This is a genomic window from Streptomyces toyocaensis (genome assembly GCF_000725125.1).
In the GTDB taxonomy this organism is placed as follows: Bacteria; Actinomycetota; Actinomycetes; order Streptomycetales; family Streptomycetaceae; genus Streptomyces; species Streptomyces toyocaensis.
In genome coordinates, this window is sequence record NZ_JFCB01000004.1 from 111029 (window position 1) to 135923 (window position 24895).

General features: G+C 72.3%; 27 protein-coding genes. 17 read left to right on the top strand and 10 right to left on the bottom strand.

Annotated features, from left to right (window positions below; translation table 11 throughout):
* Window positions 1–3 precede the first annotated feature (3 nt).
* On the top strand, window positions 4–654 hold the full coding sequence (locus BU52_RS07280) for a thymidine kinase (RefSeq protein ID WP_037930040.1): 651 nt from the start codon (window positions 4–6) through the stop codon (window positions 652–654).
* 9 nt (window positions 655–663) lie between these two features.
* On the opposite strand, the gene BU52_RS07285 is transcribed toward BU52_RS07280, so the two are convergent.
* The 3 genes from BU52_RS07285 to BU52_RS07295 all read right to left on the bottom strand — a co-directional run bounded on the left by BU52_RS07285 (window position 664) and on the right by BU52_RS07295 (window position 3092).
* Window positions 664–1539 (bottom strand): PhzF family phenazine biosynthesis isomerase, encoded by an 876-nt coding sequence (locus BU52_RS07285; protein WP_037930042.1) that lies wholly within the window; start codon window positions 1537–1539, stop codon window positions 664–666.
* A 53-nt stretch (window positions 1540–1592) separates the two neighbouring features.
* Entirely contained in the window at window positions 1593–2216 is a 624-nt protein-coding gene (locus BU52_RS07290) for a hypothetical protein (protein WP_037930044.1), read from the bottom strand.
* 72 nt (window positions 2217–2288) lie between these two features.
* Entirely contained in the window at window positions 2289–3092 is an 804-nt protein-coding gene (locus BU52_RS07295; RefSeq protein ID WP_037930046.1) for a VOC family protein, read from the bottom strand.
* Between the two features lie 200 nt (window positions 3093–3292).
* Between BU52_RS07295 and BU52_RS07300 the strand changes: the two genes are divergently transcribed.
* Entirely contained in the window at window positions 3293–4144 is an 852-nt protein-coding gene (locus BU52_RS07300; protein WP_037930048.1) for a sulfurtransferase, read from the top strand.
* 101 nt (window positions 4145–4245) lie between these two features.
* On the opposite strand, the gene sepH is transcribed toward BU52_RS07300, so the two are convergent.
* The 3 genes from sepH to BU52_RS07315 form a co-directional block, all read right to left on the bottom strand.
* Complete coding sequence (sepH, locus tag BU52_RS07305) at window positions 4246–5295, bottom strand: septation protein SepH (RefSeq protein WP_037930363.1); 1050 nt, start codon at window positions 5293–5295, stop codon at window positions 4246–4248.
* A 314-nt stretch (window positions 5296–5609) separates the two neighbouring features.
* Window positions 5610–6929 carry a D-arabinono-1,4-lactone oxidase gene (locus BU52_RS07310; RefSeq protein ID WP_037930050.1) on the bottom strand — a complete coding sequence of 440 codons (1320 nt, stop codon included), beginning with the start codon at window positions 6927–6929 and terminating at the stop codon, window positions 5610–5612.
* On the bottom strand, window positions 6889–8127 hold the full coding sequence (locus BU52_RS07315) for an MFS transporter (protein ID WP_037930054.1): 1239 nt from the start codon (window positions 8125–8127) through the stop codon (window positions 6889–6891). The genes BU52_RS07310 and BU52_RS07315 overlap by 41 nt, the downstream gene beginning before the upstream one ends.
* Window positions 8128–8275: 148 nt before the next feature.
* Here BU52_RS07315 and BU52_RS07320 point away from each other — a divergent pair, with 148 nt between their 5' ends.
* A complete protein-coding gene (locus tag BU52_RS07320; protein ID WP_037930057.1) occupies window positions 8276–9403 on the top strand; it encodes a ferrochelatase in 1128 nt (375 codons plus the stop codon).
* Between the two features lie 8 nt (window positions 9404–9411).
* Window positions 9412–10236 (top strand): inositol monophosphatase family protein, encoded by an 825-nt coding sequence (locus BU52_RS07325; RefSeq protein WP_107061102.1) that lies wholly within the window; start codon window positions 9412–9414, stop codon window positions 10234–10236.
* 79 nt (window positions 10237–10315) lie between these two features.
* Here BU52_RS07325 and BU52_RS35570 read toward each other — a convergent pair whose 3' ends face one another.
* Window positions 10316–10489: a hypothetical protein gene (locus BU52_RS35570; protein ID WP_167343504.1), complete on the bottom strand. Its 174-nt coding sequence runs from the start codon at window positions 10487–10489 to the stop codon at window positions 10316–10318.
* Between the two features lie 437 nt (window positions 10490–10926).
* Here BU52_RS35570 and BU52_RS07330 point away from each other — a divergent pair, with 437 nt between their 5' ends.
* The 4 genes from BU52_RS07330 (at window position 10927) to BU52_RS07345 (ending at window position 14475) form a co-directional block, all read left to right on the top strand.
* Window positions 10927–11580, top strand: a complete 654-nt coding sequence (locus BU52_RS07330; RefSeq protein ID WP_007387794.1) for a response regulator transcription factor — start codon at window positions 10927–10929, stop codon at window positions 11578–11580.
* 5 nt (window positions 11581–11585) lie between these two features.
* On the top strand, window positions 11586–12827 hold the full coding sequence (locus BU52_RS07335) for a sensor histidine kinase (RefSeq protein ID WP_037930064.1): 1242 nt from the start codon (window positions 11586–11588) through the stop codon (window positions 12825–12827).
* 393 nt (window positions 12828–13220) lie between these two features.
* Window positions 13221–13517, top strand: a complete 297-nt coding sequence (locus tag BU52_RS07340; RefSeq protein WP_003993510.1) for a DUF4193 domain-containing protein — start codon at window positions 13221–13223, stop codon at window positions 13515–13517.
* Window positions 13518–13530: 13 nt separating this feature from the next.
* Entirely contained in the window at window positions 13531–14475 is a 945-nt protein-coding gene (locus BU52_RS07345; RefSeq protein WP_037930067.1) for a hypothetical protein, read from the top strand.
* Window positions 14476–14542: 67 nt separating this feature from the next.
* On the opposite strand, the gene BU52_RS07350 is transcribed toward BU52_RS07345, so the two are convergent.
* The gene (locus BU52_RS07350; RefSeq protein ID WP_037930070.1) at window positions 14543–15013 is read right to left on the bottom strand and encodes a DUF3093 domain-containing protein; all 471 of its coding nucleotides are present in this window, start codon (window positions 15011–15013) and stop codon (window positions 14543–14545) included.
* Between the two features lie 58 nt (window positions 15014–15071).
* Here BU52_RS07350 and BU52_RS07355 point away from each other — a divergent pair, with 58 nt between their 5' ends.
* The 7 genes from BU52_RS07355 (at window position 15072) to BU52_RS07385 (ending at window position 19895) form a co-directional block, all read left to right on the top strand.
* A complete protein-coding gene (locus BU52_RS07355; protein WP_037930073.1) occupies window positions 15072–15656 on the top strand; it encodes a PaaI family thioesterase in 585 nt (194 codons plus the stop codon).
* Window positions 15653–16216 (top strand): dUTP diphosphatase, encoded by a 564-nt coding sequence (gene dut, locus BU52_RS07360; protein WP_037930076.1) that lies wholly within the window; start codon window positions 15653–15655, stop codon window positions 16214–16216. Before BU52_RS07355 ends, dut begins: the two co-directional genes overlap by 4 nt.
* A 1-nt stretch (window position 16217) precedes the next feature.
* Window positions 16218–16973 carry a DUF3710 domain-containing protein gene (locus BU52_RS07365; RefSeq protein WP_037930079.1) on the top strand — a complete coding sequence of 252 codons (756 nt, stop codon included), beginning with the start codon at window positions 16218–16220 and terminating at the stop codon, window positions 16971–16973.
* A gap of 155 nt (window positions 16974–17128) precedes the next feature.
* Window positions 17129–17821: an ABC transporter ATP-binding protein gene (locus BU52_RS07370; RefSeq protein WP_037930082.1), complete on the top strand. Its 693-nt coding sequence runs from the start codon at window positions 17129–17131 to the stop codon at window positions 17819–17821.
* Window positions 17822–18005: 184 nt separating this feature from the next.
* The gene (locus BU52_RS07375) at window positions 18006–18686 is read left to right on the top strand and encodes a response regulator (protein ID WP_037930085.1); all 681 of its coding nucleotides are present in this window, start codon (window positions 18006–18008) and stop codon (window positions 18684–18686) included.
* Between the two features lie 99 nt (window positions 18687–18785).
* On the top strand, window positions 18786–19184 hold the full coding sequence (locus BU52_RS07380; RefSeq protein WP_078903143.1) for an OB-fold nucleic acid binding domain-containing protein: 399 nt from the start codon (window positions 18786–18788) through the stop codon (window positions 19182–19184).
* A gap of 3 nt (window positions 19185–19187) precedes the next feature.
* Window positions 19188–19895, top strand: a complete 708-nt coding sequence (locus BU52_RS07385) for a DUF3159 domain-containing protein (protein WP_037930091.1) — start codon at window positions 19188–19190, stop codon at window positions 19893–19895.
* Between the two features lie 122 nt (window positions 19896–20017).
* Here BU52_RS07385 and BU52_RS07390 read toward each other — a convergent pair whose 3' ends face one another.
* The gene (locus BU52_RS07390; RefSeq protein WP_037930094.1) at window positions 20018–20686 is read right to left on the bottom strand and encodes a potassium channel family protein; all 669 of its coding nucleotides are present in this window, start codon (window positions 20684–20686) and stop codon (window positions 20018–20020) included.
* The gene (locus tag BU52_RS07395) at window positions 20686–21357 is read right to left on the bottom strand and encodes a potassium channel family protein (RefSeq protein ID WP_037930097.1); all 672 of its coding nucleotides are present in this window, start codon (window positions 21355–21357) and stop codon (window positions 20686–20688) included. The genes BU52_RS07390 and BU52_RS07395 overlap by 1 nt, the downstream gene beginning before the upstream one ends.
* A gap of 238 nt (window positions 21358–21595) precedes the next feature.
* On the opposite strand from BU52_RS07395, the gene BU52_RS07400 reads away from it, so the two are divergent.
* On the top strand, window positions 21596–22522 hold the full coding sequence (locus tag BU52_RS07400; RefSeq protein ID WP_037930100.1) for a PfkB family carbohydrate kinase: 927 nt from the start codon (window positions 21596–21598) through the stop codon (window positions 22520–22522).
* A 270-nt stretch (window positions 22523–22792) separates the two neighbouring features.
* Complete coding sequence (locus BU52_RS07405) at window positions 22793–24838, top strand: APC family permease (RefSeq protein WP_037930103.1); 2046 nt, start codon at window positions 22793–22795, stop codon at window positions 24836–24838.
* Window positions 24839–24895: the final 57 nt, after the last annotated feature.

The following is a 24895-nucleotide window of genomic DNA, read 5'->3' on the forward strand; positions in this document are numbered from 1 at the left end:
CCCATGCCCGAGCTGGTGTTCTTCTCCGGAACGATGGACTGCGGGAAGTCGACACTGGCTCTCCAGATCGAGCACAACCGCTCGGCGCGCGGCCTGGTCGGCATGATCTTCACCCGCAACGACCGGGCCGGCGAGGGCAAGCTGTCCTCCCGCCTCGGTCTCGTCACGGACGCGGTGGAGGTCGGTGACGGCGCGGACCTGTACGCGTACCTCGTCGACCACCTGTCGCAGGGACGCCGGGCCGACTACGTGATCGCGGACGAGGCGCAGTTCCTCGCACCGGAGCAGATCGACCAGCTCGCGCGCGTGGTGGACGACCTGGAACTCGACGTCTACGCCTTCGGGATCACCACCGACTTCCGCTCCAAGCTCTTCCCCGGCTCCCAGCGCCTGGTCGAACTCGCCGACCGCGTCGAGGTGCTCCAGGTCGAGGCGCTGTGCTGGTGCGGTGCCCGCGCCACGCACAACGCCCGCACGGTCGGCGGGGTCATGGTCGTCGAGGGCGCCCAGGTGGTCGTCGGCGACGTCACGGGCTCCGCGGACGAGATCGGCTACGAGGTCCTGTGCCGCCGCCACCACCGCCGCCGCATGACGGCCGCGACGGCCCGAGCGGCGGCACTGTCCCCGGACGTCCTGCCGGTGTCGTCCTCCTGACGGGCGCGGTCAGCCGATGCGGGCGCCCGCGCCGCCGACCCGGACGCGCGGGTCGCCCGCGCGCAGTGTCACCGTGAGTTCGCCGGGGCGGCCCAGGTCCTCGCCCTGGTGCAGGGTGAGGACGGCGTCCTCGGGGACCAGGCCGACTTCACGGACGTACGCACCGAACGCGGCGGCCGCCGCGCCGGTCGCCGGGTCCTCGACCACGCCGCCGACGGGGAAGGGGTCACGGACGTGGAAGACGGTGGCCGACTCCCGCCACACCAACTGGACCGTGGTCAGGTCCAGTCGGTGCATCAGCGTTTCCAGACGCGCGAAGTCGTACGCCAGGTCGGCGAGGCGGGCGCGCGTCGCCGCCGCGAGCACGAGGTGGCGGGCGCCGGCGAAAGCGATCCGCGGGGGGAAGGCCGGATCGAGGTCGGCGGCCGGCCAGCCGAGCGCGGCGAGCGCCTCCGCGAGGTCGGCCTCGGCGATCTCCTCGATGCGGGGCTCGACACTGGTGAGCGTGGCCCGGACCGTCCCGCCCTCCTCGGTCACCTCCACCGGCACGGTGCCGGCCCGTGTCGCGAACACCAGTTCCCCGGGGCCGATCCGCTCGGCCAGCGCGACGGCGGTCGCGACGGTGGCGTGCCCGCAGAACGGCACCTCGGCCCTGGGACTGAAGTACCGGATGCGGTACGCCCGCCCCTCCCGGCCGCCGAGTCCCTCCGGGGGCGCGGTCAGGAACGCGGACTCCGAGTACCCGAGCTCGGCGGCGACGGCCAGCATCCCGTCGTCGTCGAGCCCGGTGGCGTCCAGCACGACGCCGGCGGGGTTCCCGCCGTCGGGGGAGCTGGAGAAGGCGGTGTAGCGCAGCACCTCGGGCCGCGGCACGTTCATCGTCATGACGGCGCAACACCGTTCCTACCCACGGCTATTCCGGCCCGGGGCCATGTGTCTCAGGCACCGAGGTGCCCTCCGTCGCCGGTACCGAGGAGAGGGACCGAGAGCCGGTGCTCGACGGCGGTGGGCAGGATCCACAGCTCGGTACGCCGCCTGCGGTCCTCCGCGCCCCGGCGCCCGGAGCGGCGGATCCCGGGCACGGACACGGCCAGGGCGACCAGGGACACCGCGAGCCCGGCCCCGAGGAGCACACCGGCGAGTACGGCGCCGTCCGCCACGGCGAACGGGAGAGCGAACCCGAGGCAGAGCGTGCCGAGACCGCCGAGCACGGAAACCATCCACCACAGGGGCGTGAGCGGATGCTCGTCGCGCAGGTGGTCCGCCAACTGCCTGTCGGTCGGACGCCGCCGTGGGTGCTCGCCGGCGACCGCGAACAGCTCGGCCCGCCCGCGCAGCGCCCACACGGCGTGCACTCCCACCCATGCGACGGGCAGCACGAACAGCGTCACCAGCACCAGACCCGCCTGCACCGCCCGCGGCACCGGCACCCAGTCGGCGGCGTCGGCGGCCACGGACGCCACAGCGCCTCCCGCGACCACGGCGCCCGCCACGCTCGTCGCCACGAGCCGTCGCCTGGCCGCCCGCACCCGGGCGCTCAGAGGGAACTCGACCGCGTCCAACCTCTTCTCCCCTCGACGACCGGGGGTACTGTACGCACCCCCGGTGAAGCGCCCCGACCCGGGCGCCCCGCCTCACCCCGCGACCTCCACCACCGCGAACCGCGCGCCCTCCGGGTCCGCCACCACGGCGACGCGGCCCTGGTCGCCGTCGTGCGGCGGTTCGAGCAGCCGGCCGCCCAGGCGTTCGACCCGGCTCACCGCCTCGTCGGCGGCGACGACGGCGAAGAACGTCGTCCAGTGCGGGCCCCGGTCCCGGGGGAGGGCGTGGCCCAGGCCGTGGACGGCGGCGACGGGGCGGCCGGCCAGGTGGAGGGTGACGTGGTCGTGGTCGGCGGAGACCGTGCGCTCCTCGTCGTGACCGAACACGGTCTCGTAGAACTTGGCCACGTGGGTCGACTCGTAGGTGGTCAGCTCGTACCAGGCGGGTGTGCCGGGTGCGCCGGTGACGGCGCGGCCGGTGTGTGCGGCCGGCTGCCAGATGCCGAAGACGGCGCCGCCCGGGTCGGAGCCGATCGCCAGACGTCCGGCGCCGCCGGCGTCGAGCGGGCCCACCCCGACCGTGCCGCCGCACGAACGCACCGCGGCGGCCGTCGCGTTCACGTCGTCGGAGGCGAAGTAGGGGGTCCAGGCGATGGGGAGGTGGCGGTCCGGGGGGAGCACACCGATGCCGGCCACCGGATACCCCTCCCGTAAGGCGCTCACGTAGGGGCCCAGTTGCCCGGGGCCGGGACGGAACTCCCAGCCGAACAGCGCCCCGTAGAACTCCTGGATCGGGTCAAGGCGGTGCACCATCAGACTCACCCAGCAGGGTGTGCCGGGTGTGTGCCGTTCGGGCGCCTCGCCGTTCGGACGGGTGCTCCCCCCTGCGTCGGTCATCGTCACTCTCTTCCCGGCCGCTTGCTCGCGGGCCGTGGTCGTCTCGCGGGGGCGTGTACCGTCCGCTCGGCGGATCGTTCCCGCGCCGCTGCCGGCACCGTATGTGCCCGGTCCCGTACGCCTCGTGACCGGTCCTGCCCGGCCGAGCAGAGTAGCCGCAGCCGGCCGACTCGGCCACCTCGTGCGCGAGGATGGTGACCATGAACGCCATCATCTCCGCATCCGAACTCGCGACCGAGCTGGCGGGCGCGAATCCGCCGGTGCTGCTCGACGTCCGCTGGCAGCTCAGCACGTCCCGGGCCGCCGGTGAGCCGCCGTTCGACGGCCGGGCCGCGTACCTGGCCGGCCACCTTCCCGGTGCCGTCTTCGTCGACCTGGACGAGGAACTGGCCTCCGCACCGGGCACGCGGGGCCGCCATCCGCTGCCCGACCTCGCGGTGTTCGGCGCCGCGATGCGGCGGGCGGGCGTGTCCGCGGCGACGCCGGTCGTCGTGTACGACGGAGGAATGGGCTGGGGGGCCGCCCGCGCGTGGTGGCTGCTGCGCTGGACGGGTCACCCTGACGTGCGGGTCCTCGACGGCGGGTTGCCTTCGTGGGAAGGGCCGTTGGAGACCGCGGTGCCGCGGCCGGAGGCGGGAGACTTCGTGCCGACGGCCGGCGAGGCCGGGCTGCTCGACGCCGACGGCGCGGCGGCGCTCGCGCGTGCGGGGGTGCTGCTGGACGCCCGGGCGGGGGAGCGGTACCGCGGCGAGGTGGAACCGATCGACCCGGTCGGCGGGCACATCCCGGGCGCGGTCTCGGCGCCGACCACGGAGAACGTCGGCCCCGACGGACGTTTCCTGCCGGCCGGGGAACTGAGCGCCCGCTTCAAGGGCCTCGGCGTGTCGGAGAGGGCGCCGGTCGGCGTCTACTGCGGCTCGGGTGTCTCCGGCGCGCACGAGGTGCTGGCACTGGCCGTCGCGGGCATCCCCGCGGCGCTGTACGTCGGGTCCTGGTCGGAGTGGTCGTCTGACCCGGAGCGGCCGGTCGCGGTGGGCCCGCACCCGCAGTAGGCCGGGAGCGGGAACCCGCGAGGGGGCGTCCGCCGTGTGGCGGGCGCCCCCGGGCGTCGCATCACCGTCCACCGGCCGCGTCAGCGGACCGCTCGGACGGCTTACTCCTGTTTCTTCCGCCGGGTCCCGAACACGATCTCGTCCCAGCTCGGCACCGCCGCGCGGCGGCCCGGACGGACACCGTCCGCCTCGGCCTGACGGTCGGTCGAGCCGACGAGACGGTCCCGGTGACTGCCGACGGACCGCGGCATGAGGACGTCCGCGTACGCGGAACCGGCCGAGGCCGCGGGGGCCGGCGGCTCCTCCGCCTCGGGCTCGGGATCGGGATCCTCCGGAGTGTTCTCGGGCGCGCGCTCCGGCACCACCAGGTCGCCCCGGAAGCTCGGCACCGCCTCCAGCAGGCTGGTCAGCGAGTCCCGTTCGGCCGAGGCCGTGGCCGCCGTGGACTCCTCGGCGGGCTCGGACGCCTGCGTGGGCAGGCCCGGCCGCTCGCGGTCGCCGGGACGGTCCAGCGGACGGTCGCGCGGCAGCCGCGCGATGCGCGGGACGAACGGGAAGCTGGGCTCGGGCGCGGCCAGGTCGTCGGACTCGCCGATCAGCGAGCGCGCCTCGTCGTCGACGGCCTGGACGAGCCGCCGGGGCGGGTCGTACGTCCAGCTCGCCGAGTGCGGCTCACCCGCGACCCGGTAGACCAGCAGCACTTCCCAGGTGCCGTCGTCACGGCGCCACGAGTCCCACTGGACGCTGTCCTTGTCCGCGCCGCGCAGCAGCAGCCGCTCCTGAACGGCCTCGCCGAGCGGGGGACCGGAGTTCTCGCCGGGCCGGCGGACCGGGGTCTTGCGGGCGCGCTCGGCCATGAAGGCGCGCTCGGCGAGGACCGGGCCCTCGAAGCGGCGCACGCGGTCCACGGGGATGCCGGCCATCTGGGCGACCTCTTCCGCGGTCGCGCCGGCTCGTATACGCGCCTGGATGTCGCGGGGGCGGAGATGGCTCTCCACCTCGATCTCGATCTGGCCGAGGCGGGGACGGTCGCCGCGCACGGCGGCGCGGAGCCGTTCGTCGATCGGAAGCGTGTACTCCGTGCTGTCCGCAGCCTTCAGCACCAGCCGTGTGCCGTCATTCGAGACGGCCACGACACGCAGTTCGGGCATGGGGACCTCCCGGGTGGTGCCTGCCGACGTCACGTGCGTCGCTGCTTCCGCTAGTCGAGTGTGGCCTGCCCGGGTGCAGCCTGCCACAACCTTGCCGAGTTGCCCGGCGTGTCGGGCGCGGGCCCTGGAACGCCGTTATGGCACGGTTACCTATTCGCAACGCTAAGTGACCAACTGCGTCACCCTGTGCAACTAGCCCCCTCCCGGCGGTCCTCAAAGGTCCCGGGCACCCTGACGGGAGACCGGTCCCAGGGCTCGCAACAGTACTCCATTTGGGCCACGTGCGTGGATTGGCGCGCCGCCCAAGGCATCCTCTATCCCCCCAGGACCCTCCGCAAGTACGCGTTCCGGAAGCGCCGTTCCGGATCGAGCCGGTCCCGCAGTGCCGTGAACTCCTCGAAGCGCGGATACACCCGGGAGAGGTACTCGGCGTCCCGCGTGTGGATCTTCCCCCAGTGGGGACGCCCCTCGTGGGCCGTGAAGATGCGCTCGGCCGCGGTGAAGTACCGCTGATAGGGGGTGCCCTTGAACATGTGGACGGCGATGTACGCGCTGTCCCGCCCGGACGCCGTCGACAGGGTGATGTCGTCAGCCGGCGCGGTGCGCACCTCGACGGGGAAGCTGACCCGCAGCGGTGAGCGGTCGACCATGGTCTTCAGTTCCCGCAGCGTCTCCACGAGCGCCTCGCGCGGGACGGCGTACTCCATCTCCACGAAGCGCACGCGGCGCGGCGAGGTGAAGACCTTGTACGGGATGTCGGTGTAGGTCCGCGCGGAGAGTGCCCTGCTGGAGACCCGCGCGAGGGCCGGGACGCTCGCGGGCGCCGCGCGGCCGACCCAGTTGGCCACCTGGAAGACCCCGTTGGAGAGGAACTCGTCCTCGAACCAGCCCTTGAGCCGCGGCACCGGCCGCTCCGGGCCCGCGCTGCGGTTGTTGCGCTTGGTGTTGGTGTTGCCGGTGTGCGGGAACCAGTAGAACTCGAAGTGTTCATTCTCGGCGTGAAGTTGGTCGAACTCGGCACAGACCCGGTCGAAGGGCATCGGTTCCTCGCGGGCCGTGAGCAGGAAGACCGGTTCCACCGCGAACGTGACCGCGGTGATGACGCCGAGGGCGCCGAGGCCGATACGGGCGGCCGCGAAGACGTCCGGGTTCTCCTTCTCGGAGCAGGTGAGCACCGAACCGTCCGCGAGGACCAGCTCAAGACCCCGGATCTGCGTGGCGAGTGAGGCGGAGTCGCGGCCCGTCCCGTGGGTGCCGGTACTCGTGGCCCCGGCGACCGTCTGCTCCATGATGTCGCCCATGTTGGTCAGCGACAGCCCCTCCCGCGCGAGGGCCACGTTGAGTCGCTCGAGCGGGGTGCCGGCCTCGACCGTGACCGTACCGGCCGCGCGGTCGACGTCCCGTATGCCCGTCAGCAGGTGAGGGCGGATCAACAGGCCGTCGGTGGCGGCCACGGAGGTGAAGGAGTGCCCGGTGCCGACCGCCTTCACCGGCAGCCCGTCCTCGGCGGCCCGGCGCACGGCGGCGGCCAGCTCGTCGACGGAGGCGGGCGCGACCTCCCGCGCGGGGCGGACGGAGACGGTCCCGCCCCAGTTACGCCATGTGCCGTTCCTCGCGCTCGCTGTGCTGCCCAACGGAGCCTCCCCGACCCGGAGCCGGCCGCTTGAGCCGGCGGTAACCGAGGAAACCGACCGCGACCGCGACGGCCCCGGACACCGCCGGAACCCCGTACCCGGCACGCGCCCCGGCCGCGTCGATCACCCAGCCGGCCGCGGAGGAGCCGACCGCGACCCCGACCGCGAGCCCGGTGCTCACCCAGGTCATGCCCTCGGTGAGCTGCGCGCGTGGTACGTGCTCTTCGATGAGGGACATCGTCGTGATCATCGTCGGAGCGATGGACAGTCCCGCAACGAACAGCGCCACGGCCAGAAACGGCAGGTTCCCGACCAGTAGGAGTGGGATCATACTCACGGCCATGGCGCACACGCCCAGCAGCCAGCGGCGCTCCGGCGCCCCCGCGAAGTGCAGCAGCCCGAACACGGCACCCGCCACGCACGAGCCCAGCGCGTAGACGGCGAGCACCACACTCGCCGCGGCCTTGTGCCCCTCCTCCTCGGCGAACGCCACGGTGACCACGTCCACCGCGCCGAAGATCGCCCCCGTCGCCACGAACGTCGCGACCAGGACCTGCAGGCCGGCGGAGCGCAGCGCGGTTCCGCCGCCCTTGTGCTCGCGCGGATGCGGCTCGGGCTCCGTGGCGTGCTGAGCGGTCAGCCAGAAGACACCGGCCGCCAGGAAGCAGGCCGCGAGCAGGGGACCGGCCTCCGGGAACCAGGCCGTCGACAGCCCGATGGAGACGATCGGCCCGAAGATGAAGCAGATCTCGTCCATCACGGACTCGAAGGAGTACGCGGTGTGCAGCTGCGGGGTGCCCCGGTACAGCGCCGCCCACCGGGCGCGGATCATCGCGCCGACGCTCGGCACGCAGCCGATGCCGACACACGCGACGAAGAGCACCCACTCCGGCCACGCGTAGTGCGCCGCGAACAGCAGCAGCGCCGCCGCGCCGAGCGAGAGCAGGGTCGCCGGGCGCAGCACCCGCCGCTGCCCGTACTGGTCCACCAGCCGTGAGACCTGGGGACCCGCCACCGCCGCCGAGAGCGCGATCGTGGCCGACAGGGCGCCGGCCAGTCCGTACCGCCCGGTCAGCTGGGAGACCATCGTGACCACGCCGATGCCCATCATCGACAAAGGCATCCGGCCGAGGAACCCCGCGGCGGAGAACGCCTTGCTGCCGGGCGCGGCGAACAGGGCGCGATAAGGGCTGGGCACGGGGTCTCCACAGGTCTCAGTAAGGTGCGACCGCAGTCGATACAGATTACGCGCGCGGTCACCCGAATGCACCAGGGACCGCGGAGTCAGCGGCCGGTGACACCCCCACCGTGTCCCGGTCGCCGGTGCCGAGTGGCAGGATCGAGACATGCCAGACGTGCTCGACGCCAGTCCCTATGACGCTCTGCTCCTGCTCTCCTTCGGCGGCCCGGAAGGCCCGGACGACGTGGTCCCGTTCCTGGAGAACGTGACCCGCGGGCGCGGCATCCCCAAGGAACGCCTCAAGGAGGTCGGACAGCACTACTTCCAGTTCGGCGGGGTCAGCCCCATCAACGACCAGAACCGTGCCCTGCTGCGCACGCTGCGCGAGGACTTCGCCGGGCACGGCCTGGACCTGCCGGTCTACTGGGGCAACCGCAACTGGGCGCCCTACCTCACCGACACCCTGCGCGAGATGGTCCGCGACGGCCGCCGTCGCATCCTGGTCCTGGCCACCAGCGCCTACGCCTCGTACTCCGGCTGCCGCCAGTACCGCGAGAACCTCGCCGACGCCCTCGCGGCCCTGGAGGCGGAGGGCCTGGAGCTGCCGAGGATCGACAAGCTGCGCCACTACTTCAACCACCCCGGCTTCCTGGAGCCCATGATCGACGGGGTCGTCCGCTCCCTCGCCGACCTCCCCGAGGACGTCCGGGACGGCGCGCACATCGCCTTCTGCACCCACTCCATCCCGAACGCCTCCGCGGACACCTCCGGCCCCGTGGAGGGACACGGTGACGGCGGGGCGTACGTCGCGCAGCACCTGGACGTGGCGCGGCTGATCGCCGACGCCGTCCGGGAGCGCACCGGCGTCGACCACCCCTGGCAGCTCGTCTACCAGTCGCGCTCGGGCGCCCCGCACATCCCGTGGCTGGAGCCCGACATCTGCGACCACCTCGAGGAGCGGCACGCCGCCGGGGTCCCGGCCGTGGTGATGGCCCCCATCGGCTTCGTCTCCGACCACATGGAGGTCCTCTACGACCTCGACACGGAGGCCACGGCCCGGGCGCAGGAGCTGGGGCTGCCTGTGCGCCGTTCGGCGACCGTCGGCGACGACCCCCGGTTCGCCGCAGCCGTCCGCGAGCTGATCGTGGAGCGCGCCGCGACCGAGCGCGGGCAGGACGTCACACCGTGCGCCCTGGGCGCCCTCGGCGCGAGTCACAACGTGTGCCCGGTGGGCTGCTGCCCGCCCCGTGCCCCGCGTCCCGCCGCAGCGGGCGTCGACAGCCCCTACGCATGAGGAGCCCCGTGACCGACCCCCTGCTCGCGGAACTGCTGGACCTGGCCCGGGAGGCCGCCCTCCGCGCGGGCGAACTGCTCCGGGACGGCCGCCCGGCCGACCTCGCCGTCGCCGCGACCAAGTCGAGCCCGATCGACGTCGTCACCGAGATGGACATCGCGGCGGAGAAGCTGATCACCACGATGATCGCCGAGCGCCGCCCGGACGACGGCTTCCTCGGCGAGGAGGGGGCGGCCACCGAGGGCAGCAGCGGCATCCGCTGGGTGATCGACCCGCTCGACGGCACGGTGAACTACCTGTACGGCCTGCCCACCTGGGCCGTATCCATCGCCGCCGAGCAGGACGGCGAGACCGTCGTCGGGGCCGTGGTGGCCCCCATGCGCGGCGAGGCGTACCACGCGGTCCGCGGCGGCGGGGCCCGGGCCACCGGCGCCTGGGAGGGCGAGCGGGAGCTGAGCTGCCGGCCCTCACCGCCCCTGGACCAGGCCCTCGTCTCGACCGGCTTCAACTACGTCACCGAGGTACGCGCCCACCAGGCCGACGTGGTCCGGCGGCTGATCCCCCTGTTGCGCGACATACGGCGCGGCGGCTCGGCCGCCCTCGACCTGTGCGACGTCGCCGCGGGACGTCTCGACGGCTACTACGAACGCGGGCTGCACCCGTGGGACCTCGCCGCCGGGGACCTGATCGCCCGGGAGGCGGGCGCGCTCACCGGTGGCCGCCCCGGGGACGGTCCCTCCCGTGAGCTGACCGTCGCCGCCTCCCCGGGCGTCTTCGGGCCCCTGCAGCGGCTTCTGGAGGACCTGGGGGCCTGGCACGACGGGACGCCCTGACGCCGGCATCGCGGCACGGCGACACAGACGAACGGGCCCCGGCGCTGGTTTCGCCGGGGCCCGTTCGGGTGCGAGTCGGTCAGACGCTGTGGAGACCGACCTCCACGCCGTGTTCGGCGGCGAGGCGGCGCAGGTCGTCGAGTTCGCCCTGTTCCACGTCGACGAGGAACTCGTCGCCCTCGTCGCGCGCCCGCGTCAGATCGGACTCGGTCGCCCTTATGCGCTGCAGAAGTCCTGCGGTGAATGCGTCCATGCTGCGCCCCCTCGTCCTGGGTCGGTGGGTCGGTGGCACGGGGGTGTGCCGTTCGGAAGGGATGATCACGTCCGAGGCGGATGCCCGGCGCCACCCGGCCGGGCGGCGACGGTGCCGGACACCCACGCCCGCTCTGCGGAAGCGGACTGCGTCGCACCGCATCGTGGTGCGGTACATGCGGAGCGTGATCGCGGGATGTAAAACCCGTCCTCCCCAAGCTGTCTTCCGCGGAAACCTAACCGCCCGAGAAAATCTCGTATTCCCGCCCCGTTCGCCCGCGGGTTCCCGGGCGCCCGCCCCGCGTCGCCGTCCGCCCTCCGCCTTACAGCCGACTTACGGCCGAAAAGGGCAGGATGGAGGCAACACACCCACCCGCACCCCTGCCCGCGTGCGCCCTGAGGCGCCGCGCGGGTGGGACCTGAGGAAGGACAAGCGACGTGCGCGTACTCGTCGTCGAGGACGAGCAGCTGCTCGCCGATGCGGTGGCCACCGGACTGCGCCGGGAGGCCATGGCCGTCGACGTCGTGTACGACGGTGCGGCCGCCCTGGAGCGCATCGGCGTCAACGACTACGACGTGGTCGTCCTCGACCGCGACCTCCCGCTGGTGCACGGCGACGACGTCTGCCGCAGGATCGTCGAGCTCGGCATGCCCACGCGCGTGCTGATGCTCACCGCCTCCGGCGACGTCAGCGACCGGGTCGAGGGCCTGGAGATCGGCGCCGACGACTACCTGCCCAAACCGTTCGCGTTCAGCGAGCTCATCGCGCGCGTGCGTGCGCTCGGGCGGCGCACGAGCGTGCCCCTGCCGCCCGTCCTGGAGCGCGCCGGGATCAAGCTCGACCCCAACCGCCGTGAGGTCTTCCGCGACGGCAAGGAGGTCCAGCTCGCGCCGAAGGAGTTCGCCGTGCTGGAGGTGCTCATGCGCAGCGAGGGCGCGGTGGTCTCCGCGGAGCAGCTGCTGGAGAAGGCGTGGGACGAGAACACGGACCCGTTCACCAACGTGGTGCGGGTGACCGTGATGACCCTGCGCCGCAAGCTGGGCGAGCCGCCGGTCATCGTGACCGTGCCCGGCTCCGGCTACCGGATCTGATCCCCGTGGCCGCCACCCCCACGCCGGCGTCGCCGCAGGCCCCGCCGAAGCCCACCTGGGACCCCCACAGGCCGGTGCCGCCCTTCCCCTGGCTGCGCCCCACCATCCGGATAAGGCTGACCCTGCTCTACGGCGGCATGTTCCTGATCGCCGGGATAATGCTGCTGTCGATCATCTATCTGCTCGCCGCCAACGCCCTCAACGTGGGCAGCGACCTGCCCTTCCGGATCGAGTCGGGGCAGGTCTCCAGCGACCAGTGCAACCTGCGCATCGCCGAGCTGCCCGCCGACGACCTCAACCGGGCGCTGAACCAGTGCGTCAACGAGCAGCGCCAGCACGCGCTGGACGATCTGCTCAGCCGCTCGCTGCTGGCCCTGCTCGGTCTCGCGATCATCGCCTTCGCCTTCGGCTACGCCATGGCGGGCCGCGTCCTGTCGCCGCTGGGCCGGATCACCCGCACCGCCCGCGCGGTGGCGGGCTCGGACCTGTCGCGCCGGATCGAGCTGGACGGCCCGGACGACGAGCTGAAGGAGCTGGCCGACACGTTCGACGACATGCTGGAGCGCCTCCAGCGGGCGTTCACGGCCCAGCAGCGCTTCGTCGGCAACGCCTCGCACGAGCTGCGCACCCCGCTGGCGATCAACCGCACGCTCCTGGAGGTGCATCTCTCCGATCCCGAGGCGCCGGTGGAGCTCCAGCAGCTCGGCAAGACACTGCTGGCCACCAACGAGCGCAGCGAGCAGCTCGTGGAGGGCCTGCTGCTGCTCGCCCGCAGCGACAACCAGATCGTCGAGCGGGGGCCCGTGGACCTCGCCGAGGTCGCCGGCCAGGCCATCGACCAGGTGCACGGCGAGGCGGAGGCCAAGGGCGTGGTGATCCGCGGCACCCGCGCGCCCGCGGTCGTCCAGGGCAACGGTGTGCTGCTGGAGCGGATCGCCCTGAACCTGGTGCAGAACGCCGTGCGCTACAACGTGCCGGAGGACGGCTGGGTCGAGGTCACCACGGAGGTGCAGCACGGCCAGGCGGTCCTGGTGGTGTCCAACACGGGCCCGGTCGTACCGGCGTACGAGATCGACAATCTCTTCGAGCCGTTCCGCCGGCTGAGGACCGAGCGCACGGGCAGCGACAAGGGCGTGGGACTCGGTCTGTCCATCGTGCGGTCGGTCGCCAGGGCGCACGGCGGGCACATCTACGCGCAGCCGCGGGAGGGAGGCGGGCTCGTGATGCGTGTCACCTTGCCGATCTGAGATCATGCCCTCGACACAACGGGGTGTTCGCTTTGAGCGGAATTTTCGGGGCGCCTTTCCGGTATTCCCGTGTGTGATCGATCACAAGCGCGATTTCCCCGTCATCCACTCTCCGTGATCATGCCTGCGGTCGAAAGGTCGGGAAAGTCCCGGTTTTCAGGGGCCCTGATCACGGGAAGTACACGGTGAGGCGCCTTTGATGTGCGGCGTTCGGACCGTGTACGGTCCCCATCGCCATCCATGCCGATCACTCATGAGGAGTCCGGTTGGGTGTCGATTGAATAACAGACCTTGATGTGAGGCAAAATCTCCGCCTCAGGTCGGGCACAAGTCCGGCCTCTCACGCGTTACGTGCGCTGGAGACACCGCATACACCCAGAGGGGGAGAGCGACATGGCAACCGACTACGACACTCCACGCAAGACCGATGACGACGTCGACTCGGACAGCTTGGAAGAGCTGAAGGCCCGGCGCAACGACAAGTCGGCCTCGGCCGTGGATGTCGACGAGTTCGAGGCCGCCGAGGGCCTCGAACTGCCCGGAGCGGACCTCTCGAACGAGGAGCTGGCCGTCCGGGTCCTGCCGAAGCAGCAGGACGAGTTCACCTGCATGAGCTGCTTCCTGGTGCACCACCGCAGCCAGCTGGCCCGCGAGAAGAACGGCCAGCCGATCTGCCGCGACTGCGACTGAGGCGGGGTCGGCCGTGACTGGCTCGACCCCACCGCGGAAGCGCCGCTTCTTCACGAGGGGAGCGGACCAAGGGCCCCAGGAGGGCCCGCTGCACGAAACGCGTGACCAAGAGCGAGGCTCAACCGGTACCGGGGCGGCCTCGCTCGAAGCAACGCCCGGCCGGGGTGACCTCCCGGCGTCCCCGGAGGTCACCGCGCCCGTGGCGCACCGGCGGGCCGCCGTGTTCCGCGAGAAGGCCAGGGAAGGCGCCCGCAAGGGCGGTGCCCGCGCCCGCGCGGGACTGGCGCACCTCGCGGACCTGATCATCGAGATCGCCCCGCGGGTGCCCGTGCGCGATCTCGAGACGCTGCGCCGGCAGTTCCCGGGGCTCGGCCCCGAGGAACTCGCGGACCGGCTCGTCGCGGGCGCCGCGAAGGCCACCGCGACGGTCGGGGCCGGCGTCGGCGCGGCCGCGATGATGCCCGTACCGCCCGCGATGCCGACGGAACTGGCCGCCGAGATCACCGGCGTCGCCGCGATCGAGCTCAAGCTGATCGCCGAACTCCATGAGGTCTACGGCGTACGGCCGCCCGGCGGCCTCACCCAGCGCAGCACCGTGTACCTGAACTCCTGGTCGGAGGAGCGCGGCGTCGAGGCCACCAGACCCTCGACCCTGAACGCGGCCGTGAACAGCCGCATGAAGCGGGAACTGCGCCAGCGGATCATGAAGCGCACGGTCCGCAACCTGCCGAACCTGATGCCGTTCATGGTGGGAGCCGCCGTGGGAGCGGTCATGAACCGCCGGGACACCAGAAAGCTCGCCGCGCACATCCGGGACGACCTGCGCAGGATCCAGGTGCCCTGGGACGCGCTGACCGGCCTGCCCGCCCTGGAGCGCCCCGAGGACGCCCTCCCCGAGGACGCCCTCAAGGAGCTCGGCGGCCACCCCGGGACCGGCCGCGGGCACCGGGCCCCGTGAGAGCCGGCCGACGGGCCGTACCGCCCGCCCCGGTGGTCCGGCGCCGCCCGCGTGCTCCCCGTACGCCCTACGCGGCGTCCGCCGCGTCCTTCGCCGCCCGGAGCGCCTGCGCCAGGCGCTCCGGCTCGCGCGTCGACAGGAAGACGTAGGGAGTCGGGTCCTCGGGGTCGGTGACGTCCACGCGCAGAGCACCGGGAACGTACGCCCGCAGCAGCATGAAGCAGCGCGGATCGGCCTTGTGGGAGCGCCATGCGCGCGCCTCCCCGGCGTCCAGGACCTCCGCCTCGCCCAGCGCCGACACCGGGATCCTCGCCTCGCCCGCGATCAGATGACCGCCCACGACCCGGATGCGCACCGAGCCGTACGAACTGACCACGACCGCCGCCGCGGCGGTGCCGCCCGCCAGGCCGCCGAGCATCGGCAGCGTGCCGAACGGAAGCAGGATCAGCGCCAGGGAGATTCCCGCCAGGAGGGAGATCAGCCACCAGGAGCGCGGGGCGGTGAGGCGTTCTTCGTACGGGGCGGCGGAGAGCTGCATGAATCCAAGCTTGGCACGGTGTCCGTCCCGGACTCACGCGCGGGTAAGGTCTGCGCCTGTGAGTGGTACTTCCGCAGCTCTTCAGCCTCCCGCCGACGCCGTGCGGCCCGTGCGCCATCCGGACGCCCCCGCACCCGGCGAACTCCTCGGCGCGCACTACGGCCAGTGTTTCGGCTGTGGCGAGGAGCAGCCGCACGGGCTGCACCTCCAGGCGCGCGCCGGCGAACACGTCTCGATCACCGCCGAGTTCACCGTGCAGGCCGCCCACCAGGGCGCCCCGGGACTCGCGCACGGCGGCGTGCTCGCCACCGCCCTGGACGAGGCACTCGGCTCCCTCAACTGGCTCCTGCGCACCATCGCGGTGACCGGCAGGCTGGAGACGGACTTCGTCCGGCCCGTGCCGGTCGGCACCGCGCTGCATCTGGAGGCGGAGGTGACGGCGGTGGCGGGACGGAAGATCTACTGCACCGCCACCGGTCGCATCGGCGGCCCCGAAGGGCCCGTCGCGGTCCGCGCCGACGCCCTGTTCATCGAGGTCAAGGTCGACCACTTCATCGACCACGGCCGCGAGGAGGAGATCCAGGCGGCCATGAGCGACCCCGACCAGGTGCGGCGCGCGCGTGCCTTCGAGGTGAACCCGTGAGCGCGCCCCGCCCCGGCGCACTCGAGGTCCTGATCAGGCGTGTCGACCCCGACGTGCCGCTTCCGGCCTACGAGCACCCGGGCGACGCGGGGGCCGATCTGCGGACCACCGAGGCCTGCGAACTGGCGCCCGGCGAACGCGCCGTACTGCCCACCGGGGTGTCTGTGGCGCTGCCTGAGGGGTACGCGGCCTTCGTGCACCCGCGATCCGGTCTCGCCGCCCGCTGTGGCGTCGCCCTGGTGAATGCCCCCGGGACGGTCGATGCCGGGTACCGTGGGGAGATCAAGGTGATCGTGGTGAATCTCGACCCGCGCGGGACCGTGCGGTTCGAGCGCTTCGACCGGATTGCCCAACTGGTCGTGCAGCAGGTCGAGAGGGTCCGCTTCGTGTCCGTAGCGGAGCTGCCCCCCTCGGTCCGGGCCGAGGGGGGCTTCGGGTCCACCGGCGGCCATGCCGCGGTGGACGAAGGTAAGAGCGGCACAAGCGTTCAGGCCGCCGTGGGCGGTACAGCGGGTGGGAATCGATACGCTTCGGTCGTATCCGACCGGGAAGGACAGTGACGTGTTCGGACGTCGCAAGAAGAAGGATGCCGCCGACGGTGCGGCCGGCGAGGCCGAGCAGGTCGTCGACGGTGTCGACGCTGAGGCGGGCGACGAGGAGGCCGAGCGGCTGAGGCTCGAGCCGGCGCCGCGGCCCGACGGGCCCTGGGACAGCACCGAGGTCCGTGAGCCGGGCGAGGGCCGGGTCGATCTGGGCGGGCTGTTCGTGCCCGGAGTCGACGGCATGGAGCTGCGGGTGGAGGTCGCGGGCGACGCGATCGTCGCCGCCACCGTCGTGCTGCGCGACAGCGCCATCCAGCTGCAGGCCTTCGCCGCCCCCAAGCGCGAGGGCATCTGGAGCGAGGTGCGCGAGGAGATCGCCACGGGCATCACCCAGCAGGGCGGCATCATCGACGAGGCCGAGGGTCCGCTGGGCTGGGAGCTGCGCGCCCAGGTGCCGGTGCAGCTGCCGGACGGGACCGGCGGCTTCCAGGTCGTGCGGTTCGTCGGGGTGGACGGCCCCCGCTGGTTCCTGCGCGGGGTGATCTCGGGTCAGGGCGCGGTGCAGCCGCAGGCCGCCGGGCTCCTCGAGCAGATCTTCCGCGACACGGTCGTCGTGCGCGGGGAGGGTCCGATGGCGCCGCGCGACCCGATCGTGCTGAAGCTGCCGAACGACGCCCAGATGGTCCCGGAGAACGTGCAGCAGGAGGAGGGCTCCCGCTTCGCCGGCGGTATGGGCCAGCTCCAGCGCGGACCGGAGATCACCGAGGTGCGCTAGCCCGGCGACGACAGCCGGTCCCCGGGGCCGCGTCCCCCGGGGACGCGGCCCCGTCCCGTGCGCGGACTTCAGGACAACCCGGCCGGGACGGACCGTTGATCGACCGGGGTCCGGGCGGGGATACTGGCGTCCGGTCCACGGGGGAGGGCAGCCGCATGAGTCAGGTGGTCACCGAGGCCATGGTGCGCGTCGAGGACGTCCACAAGTCGTACGGCACCGGAGCCGCCGCGGTCCACGCACTGCGCGGCGTCTCCTTCGAGGTCCCGCGCGGCGAACTGGTCGCCCTCAAGGGACGCTCGGGATCCGGCAAGACCACGCTGCTGAACATCGTCGGCGGCCTCGACACCCCCGACCGGGGGCGGGTCCACGTCGACGGCAGCGACCTCGCCGGGCTCGACGAGAACGGGCTGCTCGCCCTGCGCCGGGACCACGTCGGGTTCGTCTTCCAGTCCTTCGGCCTCATCCCCATCCTCACCGCCGCGGAGAACGTCGGCGTCCCGCTGCGGCTGCGCCGGGCGGACCCGCGCGAGCGCGAGGAACGCGTCGACCTGCTGCTGTCCCTGGTCGGGCTCGCCGACCACGCGGCCCAGCGGCCCGGCGAGCTGTCCGGCGGCCAGCAGCAGCGGGTCGCCATCGCCCGCGCCCTCGCCAACAGCCCCTCCCTCCTCATCGCAGACGAGCCGACCGGCCAGCTCGACGCCGAGACCGGGCAGGCCGTCATGGAGCTGCTGCGCGCGGTCGTCCGCAGCGAGCACGTGACCGCGCTCGTCGCCACGCACGACGCCGCGCTCCTCGGCCTCGCCGACCGCGTGCTGGAGCTGAGCGACGGCGAGATCGCCGAACACTGACCCGGGTCGTCCCGGTGGGCCTCACCGGCCGCGGCGGGCGGGGCGCCGCACGCCGGCCCGGCGGCTCCCACCAGGCCCGGGACCGTATCGTGGAACCGTTCCAGCCGCACGGTGACGCACCGCGCGGGCGGGCGTACGGGCTCGGTCCGGCCCGGGGAGCCCGCAGAACCGGAAGGCAGCCCTCATGACCCGTGTGCTGGTGGTCGACGACGATCCGGCCATCGTGCGCGCCCTCGTGCTCAACCTCAAGGCCCGTTCCTACGAGGTGGATTCCGCCCACGACGGCGCCGGCGCGCTTCGTTCGGCCGCCGCGCGCCATCCCGACGTCGTCGTCCTGGACCTCGGCCTGCCCGACATGGACGGCGTCGAGGTGATCAGGGGACTGCGCGGCTGGAGCCGGGTACCGATCCTGGTGCTGAGCGCGCGGCACGCCTCCGGCGAGAAGGTCCAGGCGCTCGACGCGGGCGCCGACGACTACGTCACCAAGCCCTTCGGCATGGACGAACTGCTGGCCCGGCTGCGCGCCGCCGTACGCCGCGCGGAGCCCGCCGGCGACGGGGGCGACGCGGTGGTGGAGACCGACGGGTTCACCGTCGACCTGGCCGCCAAGAAGGTCAACCGGGGCGGCAAGGACGTACGGCTGACCCCCACGGAATGGCACCTGCTCGAGGTGCTGGTGCGGGCCGGCGGGCGGCTGGTGGCGCAGAGGCAGCTGCTGCGCGAGGTGTGGGGGCCGTCGTACGGGACGGAGACCAACTACCTGCGCGTGTACATGGCGCAGTTGCGGCGGAAGCTGGAGGCGGATCCGTCACGTCCCCGGCACCTCATCACCGAGCCGGGCATGGGCTACCGCTTCGAGAAGTAGAGGCCACGGGCATGGTCGCGACCGGGCTCGGCGGTGGCCGGTTCGGACCGGGGCCGCAGCGGGTACGGAACCGTCGGTGCACCCCGGTACGCTTCAGATATGAGTGCTGTTCCTCGTCCCGAGAAGCCGGCAGGCCGGTTCCGGCGCATGCTCGACCGGCTCTCCTCGTCTCAGGAGGACCTGGAGTCCGAGGAGCTGCGTGAGGACGCCGAGACCGCCGGCTGTACGCGGATAGGCGACTGCCAGGACCGGCAGATCGTGACGGTTACTGGTACCTTGCGCACGGTCACGCTGCGGCCGCGCGCGGGAGTCCCGGCCCTGGAGGCCGAGCTGTTCGACGGTTCCGCCGCCCTGGACGTGGTGTGGCTCGGCCGGCGTTCCATCGTGGGCATAGAACCGGGACGCAGGTTGATCGCATCGGGCCGGATCTCCATGAGCCGGGGCCGCCGGGTGCTGTTCAATCCGAAATACGAACTGAGACCCCTCGGACGGGAGTAGCCGGTGACGTCGCTCGACAAGCCGACAACCGAAGACACATCCGCGGACGACGCCCGGGCGGTGACGGAGGCCGCCCTGTTCGAGGCGTTCGGCGGGGTGCGGGGCATGGTCGAGACGGTGCTGCCCGGGCTCCTCTTCGTCAGCATCTACACGCTCAACAAGGACCTGCACATGTCGGCGATCGCGGCGCTCGCCGTGTCGCTGGTGATGGTCGTCGTCCGGCTGGCGAGGAAGGACACCGTCAAGCACGCCTTCAGCGGCGTCTTCGGCGTCGCCTTCGGTGTGGTCTTCGCGATGATGACGGGCAACGCCAAAGACTTCTACCTGCCGGGCATGCTGTACACGCTGGGCCTGGCCCTGGCCTACATCGTCACGGCGATGGCGGGGGTCCCGCTGATCGGCCTGATGCTGGGCCCGGTCTTCCGGGAGAACCTCTCCTGGCGCACCCGCAACCCCGGCCGGAAGAAGGCCTACACCAAGGCGAGCTGGGCCTGGGGGCTGATCCTGCTCGGCAAGAGCGCGATCCTCTTCCCGCTGTACTGGTGGGCGGACACCACGCAGCTGGGCTGGGTGCTGGTCGCGCTGAAGATCCCGCCGTTCCTGCTCGCGGTCTATCTGACCTGGGTGTTCCTGGCGAAGGCGCCGCCGCCGATCGACGTGTTCGCCGAGATGGAGGCGGAGGAGGAACGCAAGGCCGCTGCCTCCGAGTAGGCGCGCCGCGCCTTCCGGGGGCCGCCGCCCCCAGGCCCCCGCACCGGCCTTGAACGGGTCTCGTCCCCGAACGCCGGACGGGCTGAAGGGGGGCGCCCGGAGTCTTCCGGGCGCCCCCTTCCTCATGACTCCTTGCGGACCGAGAGCAGGTCCTCAAGTTGCTCCTCGCGGGCCTGGGCCGCCACGAAGAGGAGTTCGTCACCGGCTTCCAGGGAGTCCTCCCGCGTCGGCGTCAATACGCGCGTGCCGCGGATGATGGTCACCAGCGAGGTGTCCTGCGGCCACTCGACGTCCCCGACCTGTGTGCCGGCCAGCGCCGACTCCTCGGGCAGGGTCAGCTCGACCAGGTTGGCGTCACCGTGGCTGAAGCGCAGCAGCCGGACCAGGTCGCCGACGCTGACCGCCTCCTCCACCAGCGCCGACATCAGGCGCGGCGTGGAGACGGCGACGTCCACGCCCCACGACTCGTTGAACAGCCACTCGTTCTTCGGGTTGTTCACCCGGGCGACGACGCGCGGAACGCCGTACTCGGTCTTGGCCAGCAGCGAGACGACCAGGTTGACCTTGTCGTCGCCGGTCGCGGCGATGACGACGTTGCAGCGCTGCAGCGCGGCCTCGTCCAGGGAGGTGATCTCGCAGGCGTCGGCGAGCAGCCACTCCGCCTGCGGCACGCGCTCCACCGAGATGGCGGTCGGCGCCTTGTCGATCAGCAGCACCTCGTGGCCGTTCTCCAGCAGCTCGCCCGCGATCGAGCGGCCGACCGCGCCGGCTCCGGCAATGGCGACCCTCATCAGTGACCGCCCTCCTCTTCGGGACCCTTGGCGAACGCCGCCTCGACCCGGTCGATCTCGTCGGTGCGCATCATCACGTGCACCAGGTCCCCCTCCTGCAGCACCGTCTGCGAGCTGGGCAGCATCGCCTCGCCGAGCCGGGTCAGGAACGCCACGCGTACGCCCGTCGCGTCCTGCAGCCTGCTGATCCGGTGACCCACCCAGGCCGTGGAGGCGTGCACCTCGGCGAGCTGGACCCCGCCGGTGGGGTCGCGCCACAGCGGCTCGGCGCCCGAGGGGAGCAGCCGGCGCAGCATCTGGTCGGCCGTCCAGCGCACGGTCGCCACCGTGGGGATGCCGAGACGCTGGTAGACCTCGGCGCGGCGGGGGTCGTAGATGCGGGCGGCGACGTTCTCGACGCCGAACATCTCCCGTGCCACCCGCGCGGCGATGATGTTGGAGTTGTCGCCGCTGGAGACGGCGGCGAAGGCGCCCGCGTCCTCGATGCCCGCCTCACGCAGGGTGTCCTGGTCGAAGCCGATCCCGGTGACCCGGCGGCCGCCGAACGAGGAGCCCAGCCGGCGGAAGGCGGTGGGGTCCCGGTCGATCACGGCGACCGTGTGCCCCTGCTCCTCCAGGGCCTGGGCCAGTGCGGAACCCACCCTTCCGCAGCCCATGATGACAATATGCATCGCGTCACACCGCGCTTCCTGCAGGCCCTTCGACCTTCATGACCTTCGTGCTCATGTCTCTCTTTCGGCTCGCCAGGCACGACATCGCGGCCCTGGGATCGGGGCCGCAGGCAACATCATGCCGGGGGATCGCGGTCCAGACGCCCTCCGGGGCCAGGCCGCCGCGTCCGCGTACCGCGTCCAACGTATCCGCACCACCGGGGAACACCGGAAGCCCCGGGCAAGGAGAGAACCAGCCATGACAGCCGAGATCGACGTCCTCGTCCTGGGCGGCGCGGGCGTGGACACGATCGTGCACGTGCCCGAACTGCCGGTGCCGCTCGCCGACAGCCACATGATCCGGCCGGGCATCGTCACCCGTGCGGGGCAGAGCGGCGACTTCCTCGCCCTCGGCACCAGCGCGCTCGGCCTGCGCACCCACCACCTCGACCTGATCGGCGACGACCATGAGGGCGACCTCGTCAGGGCGCTGCACCGGGACCACGGCATCGCGCTCACCGCCGTACCGCAGCCGTGCGGCACCAAGCGCGCGGTCAACCTGGTCGGCCCCGACGGCCGGCGGCTCTCCCTGTACGACGCGACCCGCTGGGCCGAGACGGACCGGCTGCCCGAGGAGACCGTACGGTCCCTCGCCGCCGTCAGCCGGCACGCGCACGTCGTCATCACCCAGCCCTGCGCGCAGGCCCTGCCCCTGCTGCGGCAGGCGGGCGTGACGGTCTCGACGGACCTGCACGACTGGGACGGCGCCAACCCGTACCACGAGCCCTTCGCGTTCGCCGCGGACGTCGTCTTCCTCTCCGCGGCCGCCCTGACCGACCCGGAGGCCACGATGCGCCGGATCGCCGGGCGCGGCCGGGCCCGGATCGTCGTCGCCACCGCGGGGGCCGAGGGAGCCCTCCTGCTCGCCGACGGCGAGCTGACCCGTGTCCCCGCGGCCGAGCCCCCGGCGCCGGTCGTGGACTCCAACGGGGCCGGCGACGCCTTCGCGGCCGCGTTCCTCCACGGCTGGCTCGGCGGCGAGCCGCCCCGTCGCTGCGCCCGGCTCGGAGCGGTGGCCGGCGCCCACGCCTGCACGGTGCCCTCGACGCGGGTGGCGGCCATCGGGCCCCGGGCCCTGCTCGCCGGAGCCGCCGAGCCCGCACCCGGGTCGGTCAGCGACGCGTGATGCTGCGCACGCTCGCCACGGTGAGGATGCCGAGGCCGACGAGGGAGGCCGCGGCGCCGATCAGTTCTGCGGTCGTGTGCATGGGACCTCCGCGTGGCGTGGCGACGACGGCCGGGTGGTCAGTCATATAGGCATGGAACCTCCGCGGCCTGCGGAATCCGCGCCCCGGCGCCCTGTGATTTCACCCGGAGAGCAGAGGCGTATGGATGCCGTATGGATGTGGGGTGGCGGGTGGGCCCCCCTTCGTCCGACGGCTTACGATCCACTGTTGTGTCCAAACTGACCGACGTGCCCAAACGCATCCTGATCGGGCGCGCACTGCGCAGCGACCGGCTCGGGGAAACGCTTCTGCCGAAGCGCGTCGCACTCCCCGTGTTCGCCTCCGACCCGCTGTCCTCCGTGGCGTACGCCCCCGGCGAGGTCCTGCTGGTCCTGTCCGTCGCGGGCCTGTCGGCGTACCACTTCAGCCCCTGGATCGCCGCCGCGGTCGTCGTGCTGATGTTCACCGTGGTCGCCTCCTACCGCCAGAACGTCCGTGAGTACCCGAGCGGCGGCGGCGACTACGAGGTGGCCACCACGAACCTCGGCCCCAGGGCCGGGCTGACCGTCGCGAGCGCCCTGCTCGTCGACTACGTCCTCACCGTCGCCGTGTCGATCTCCTCCGGCATCGAGAACCTGGGCTCCGCGGTCCCGTTCGTCGTCGAGAACAAGGTGGCGTGCGCGATCGGCGTGATCGTGCTGCTGACGCTGATGAACCTCCGGGGGGTCAGGGAGTCGGGCACGCTCTTCGCGATCCCCACGTACGTCTTCGTCGCCGGCGTCTTCACCATGATCGCCTGGGGGGCCTTCCGCGGGATCGTGCTCGGCGACGACATGCGGGCACCGACCGCGGACTTCGAGATCAAGCCCGAACACCCCGGCCTCGCCGGCTTCGCCCTGGTCTTCCTGCTGCTGCGCGCCTTCTCCTCCGGCTGCGCCGCGCTCACCGGTGTCGAGGCGATCTCCAACGGCGTACCGGCCTTCCGCAAGCCCAAGTCAAGGAACGCGGCGACCACGCTCGCCATGATGGGCCTGCTCGCCGTCACCATGTTCTGCGGCATCATCGCGCTGGCCGCCGCCACCGACGTCCGCATGGCCGAGAACCCGGCCAGGGACCTGATCCGCGACGGCGCCCCCCTCGGTCCCGACTACGTCCAGCATCCGGTGATCTCCCAGGTCGCCGAGGCCGTCTTCGGCCACGGCAGCGTGCTGTTCATGATTCTCGCCGCCGCCACCGCGCTGGTGCTGTTCCTCGCCGCGAACACCGCCTACAACGGCTTCCCGCTGCTCGGCTCGATCCTCGCCCAGGACCGCTACCTCCCCCGCCAGCTCCACACGCGCGGCGACCGCCTCGCCTTCTCCAACGGCATCCTGCTGCTCGCGGGCGCCGCCGGGCTGCTGGTCGGGATCTACGGCGCCGACTCCACACGGCTGATCCAGCTCTACATCGTCGGCGTGTTCGTGTCCTTCACGCTCAGCCAGACGGGCATGGTGCGGCACTGGAACCGGCTGCTGGCCACCGAGAGGGACCAGGCCAAGCGCCGCCACATGATCCGCTCGCGGGCCATCAACACCTTCGGTGCCTTCTTCACGGGCCTGGTCCTGGTCGTCGTGCTCGTCACCAAGTTCACCCACGGTGCCTGGGTCGCGCTGCTCGGCATGTGCATCTTCTACGCGACCATGACGGCGATCCGCGGGCACTACGACCGGGTCGCCGAGGAGATCGCGGCGCCGGAGACCCCGACCGACGACAGCGTGCGGCCCTCCCGCGTCCACTCCGTCGTCCTGATCTCCAAGATCCACCGCCCCACCCTGCGCGCCCTCGCCTACGCCAGGCTGATGCGCTCCGACACCCTGGAGGCGCTCAGCGTCAACGTGGACCCGGAGGAGACCAGGGCCCTGCGCGAGGAGTGGGAGCGGCGCGGCATCGACGTACCCCTCAAGGTGCTCGACTCCCCCTACCGGGAGGTCACGCGGCCGGTCATCGAGTACGTCAAGGGCCTGCGCAACCAGGCGCCGCGCGACGTGGTGTCCGTGATCATCCCGGAGTACGTCGTCGGCCACTGGTACGAGCACCTGCTCCACAACCAGAGCGCGCTGCGGCTCAAGGGCCGGCTGCTGTTCACCCCCGGTGTCATGGTGACCTCGGTGCCCTACCAGCTGGAGTCCTCGGAGGCCGCCAAACGGCGGGCCCGCAGGCGGCAGGACTGGGCCGCCCCCGGCTCGGTGCGCCGCGGCCCGAAGGAGCGGGCGAAGGACACCTCCCCGCGCACGTAGACTGGTGGGCTGTTGTCACGGGTCGCAGCGCCCGTCCGCCCGTTCCCGATGTTGTGG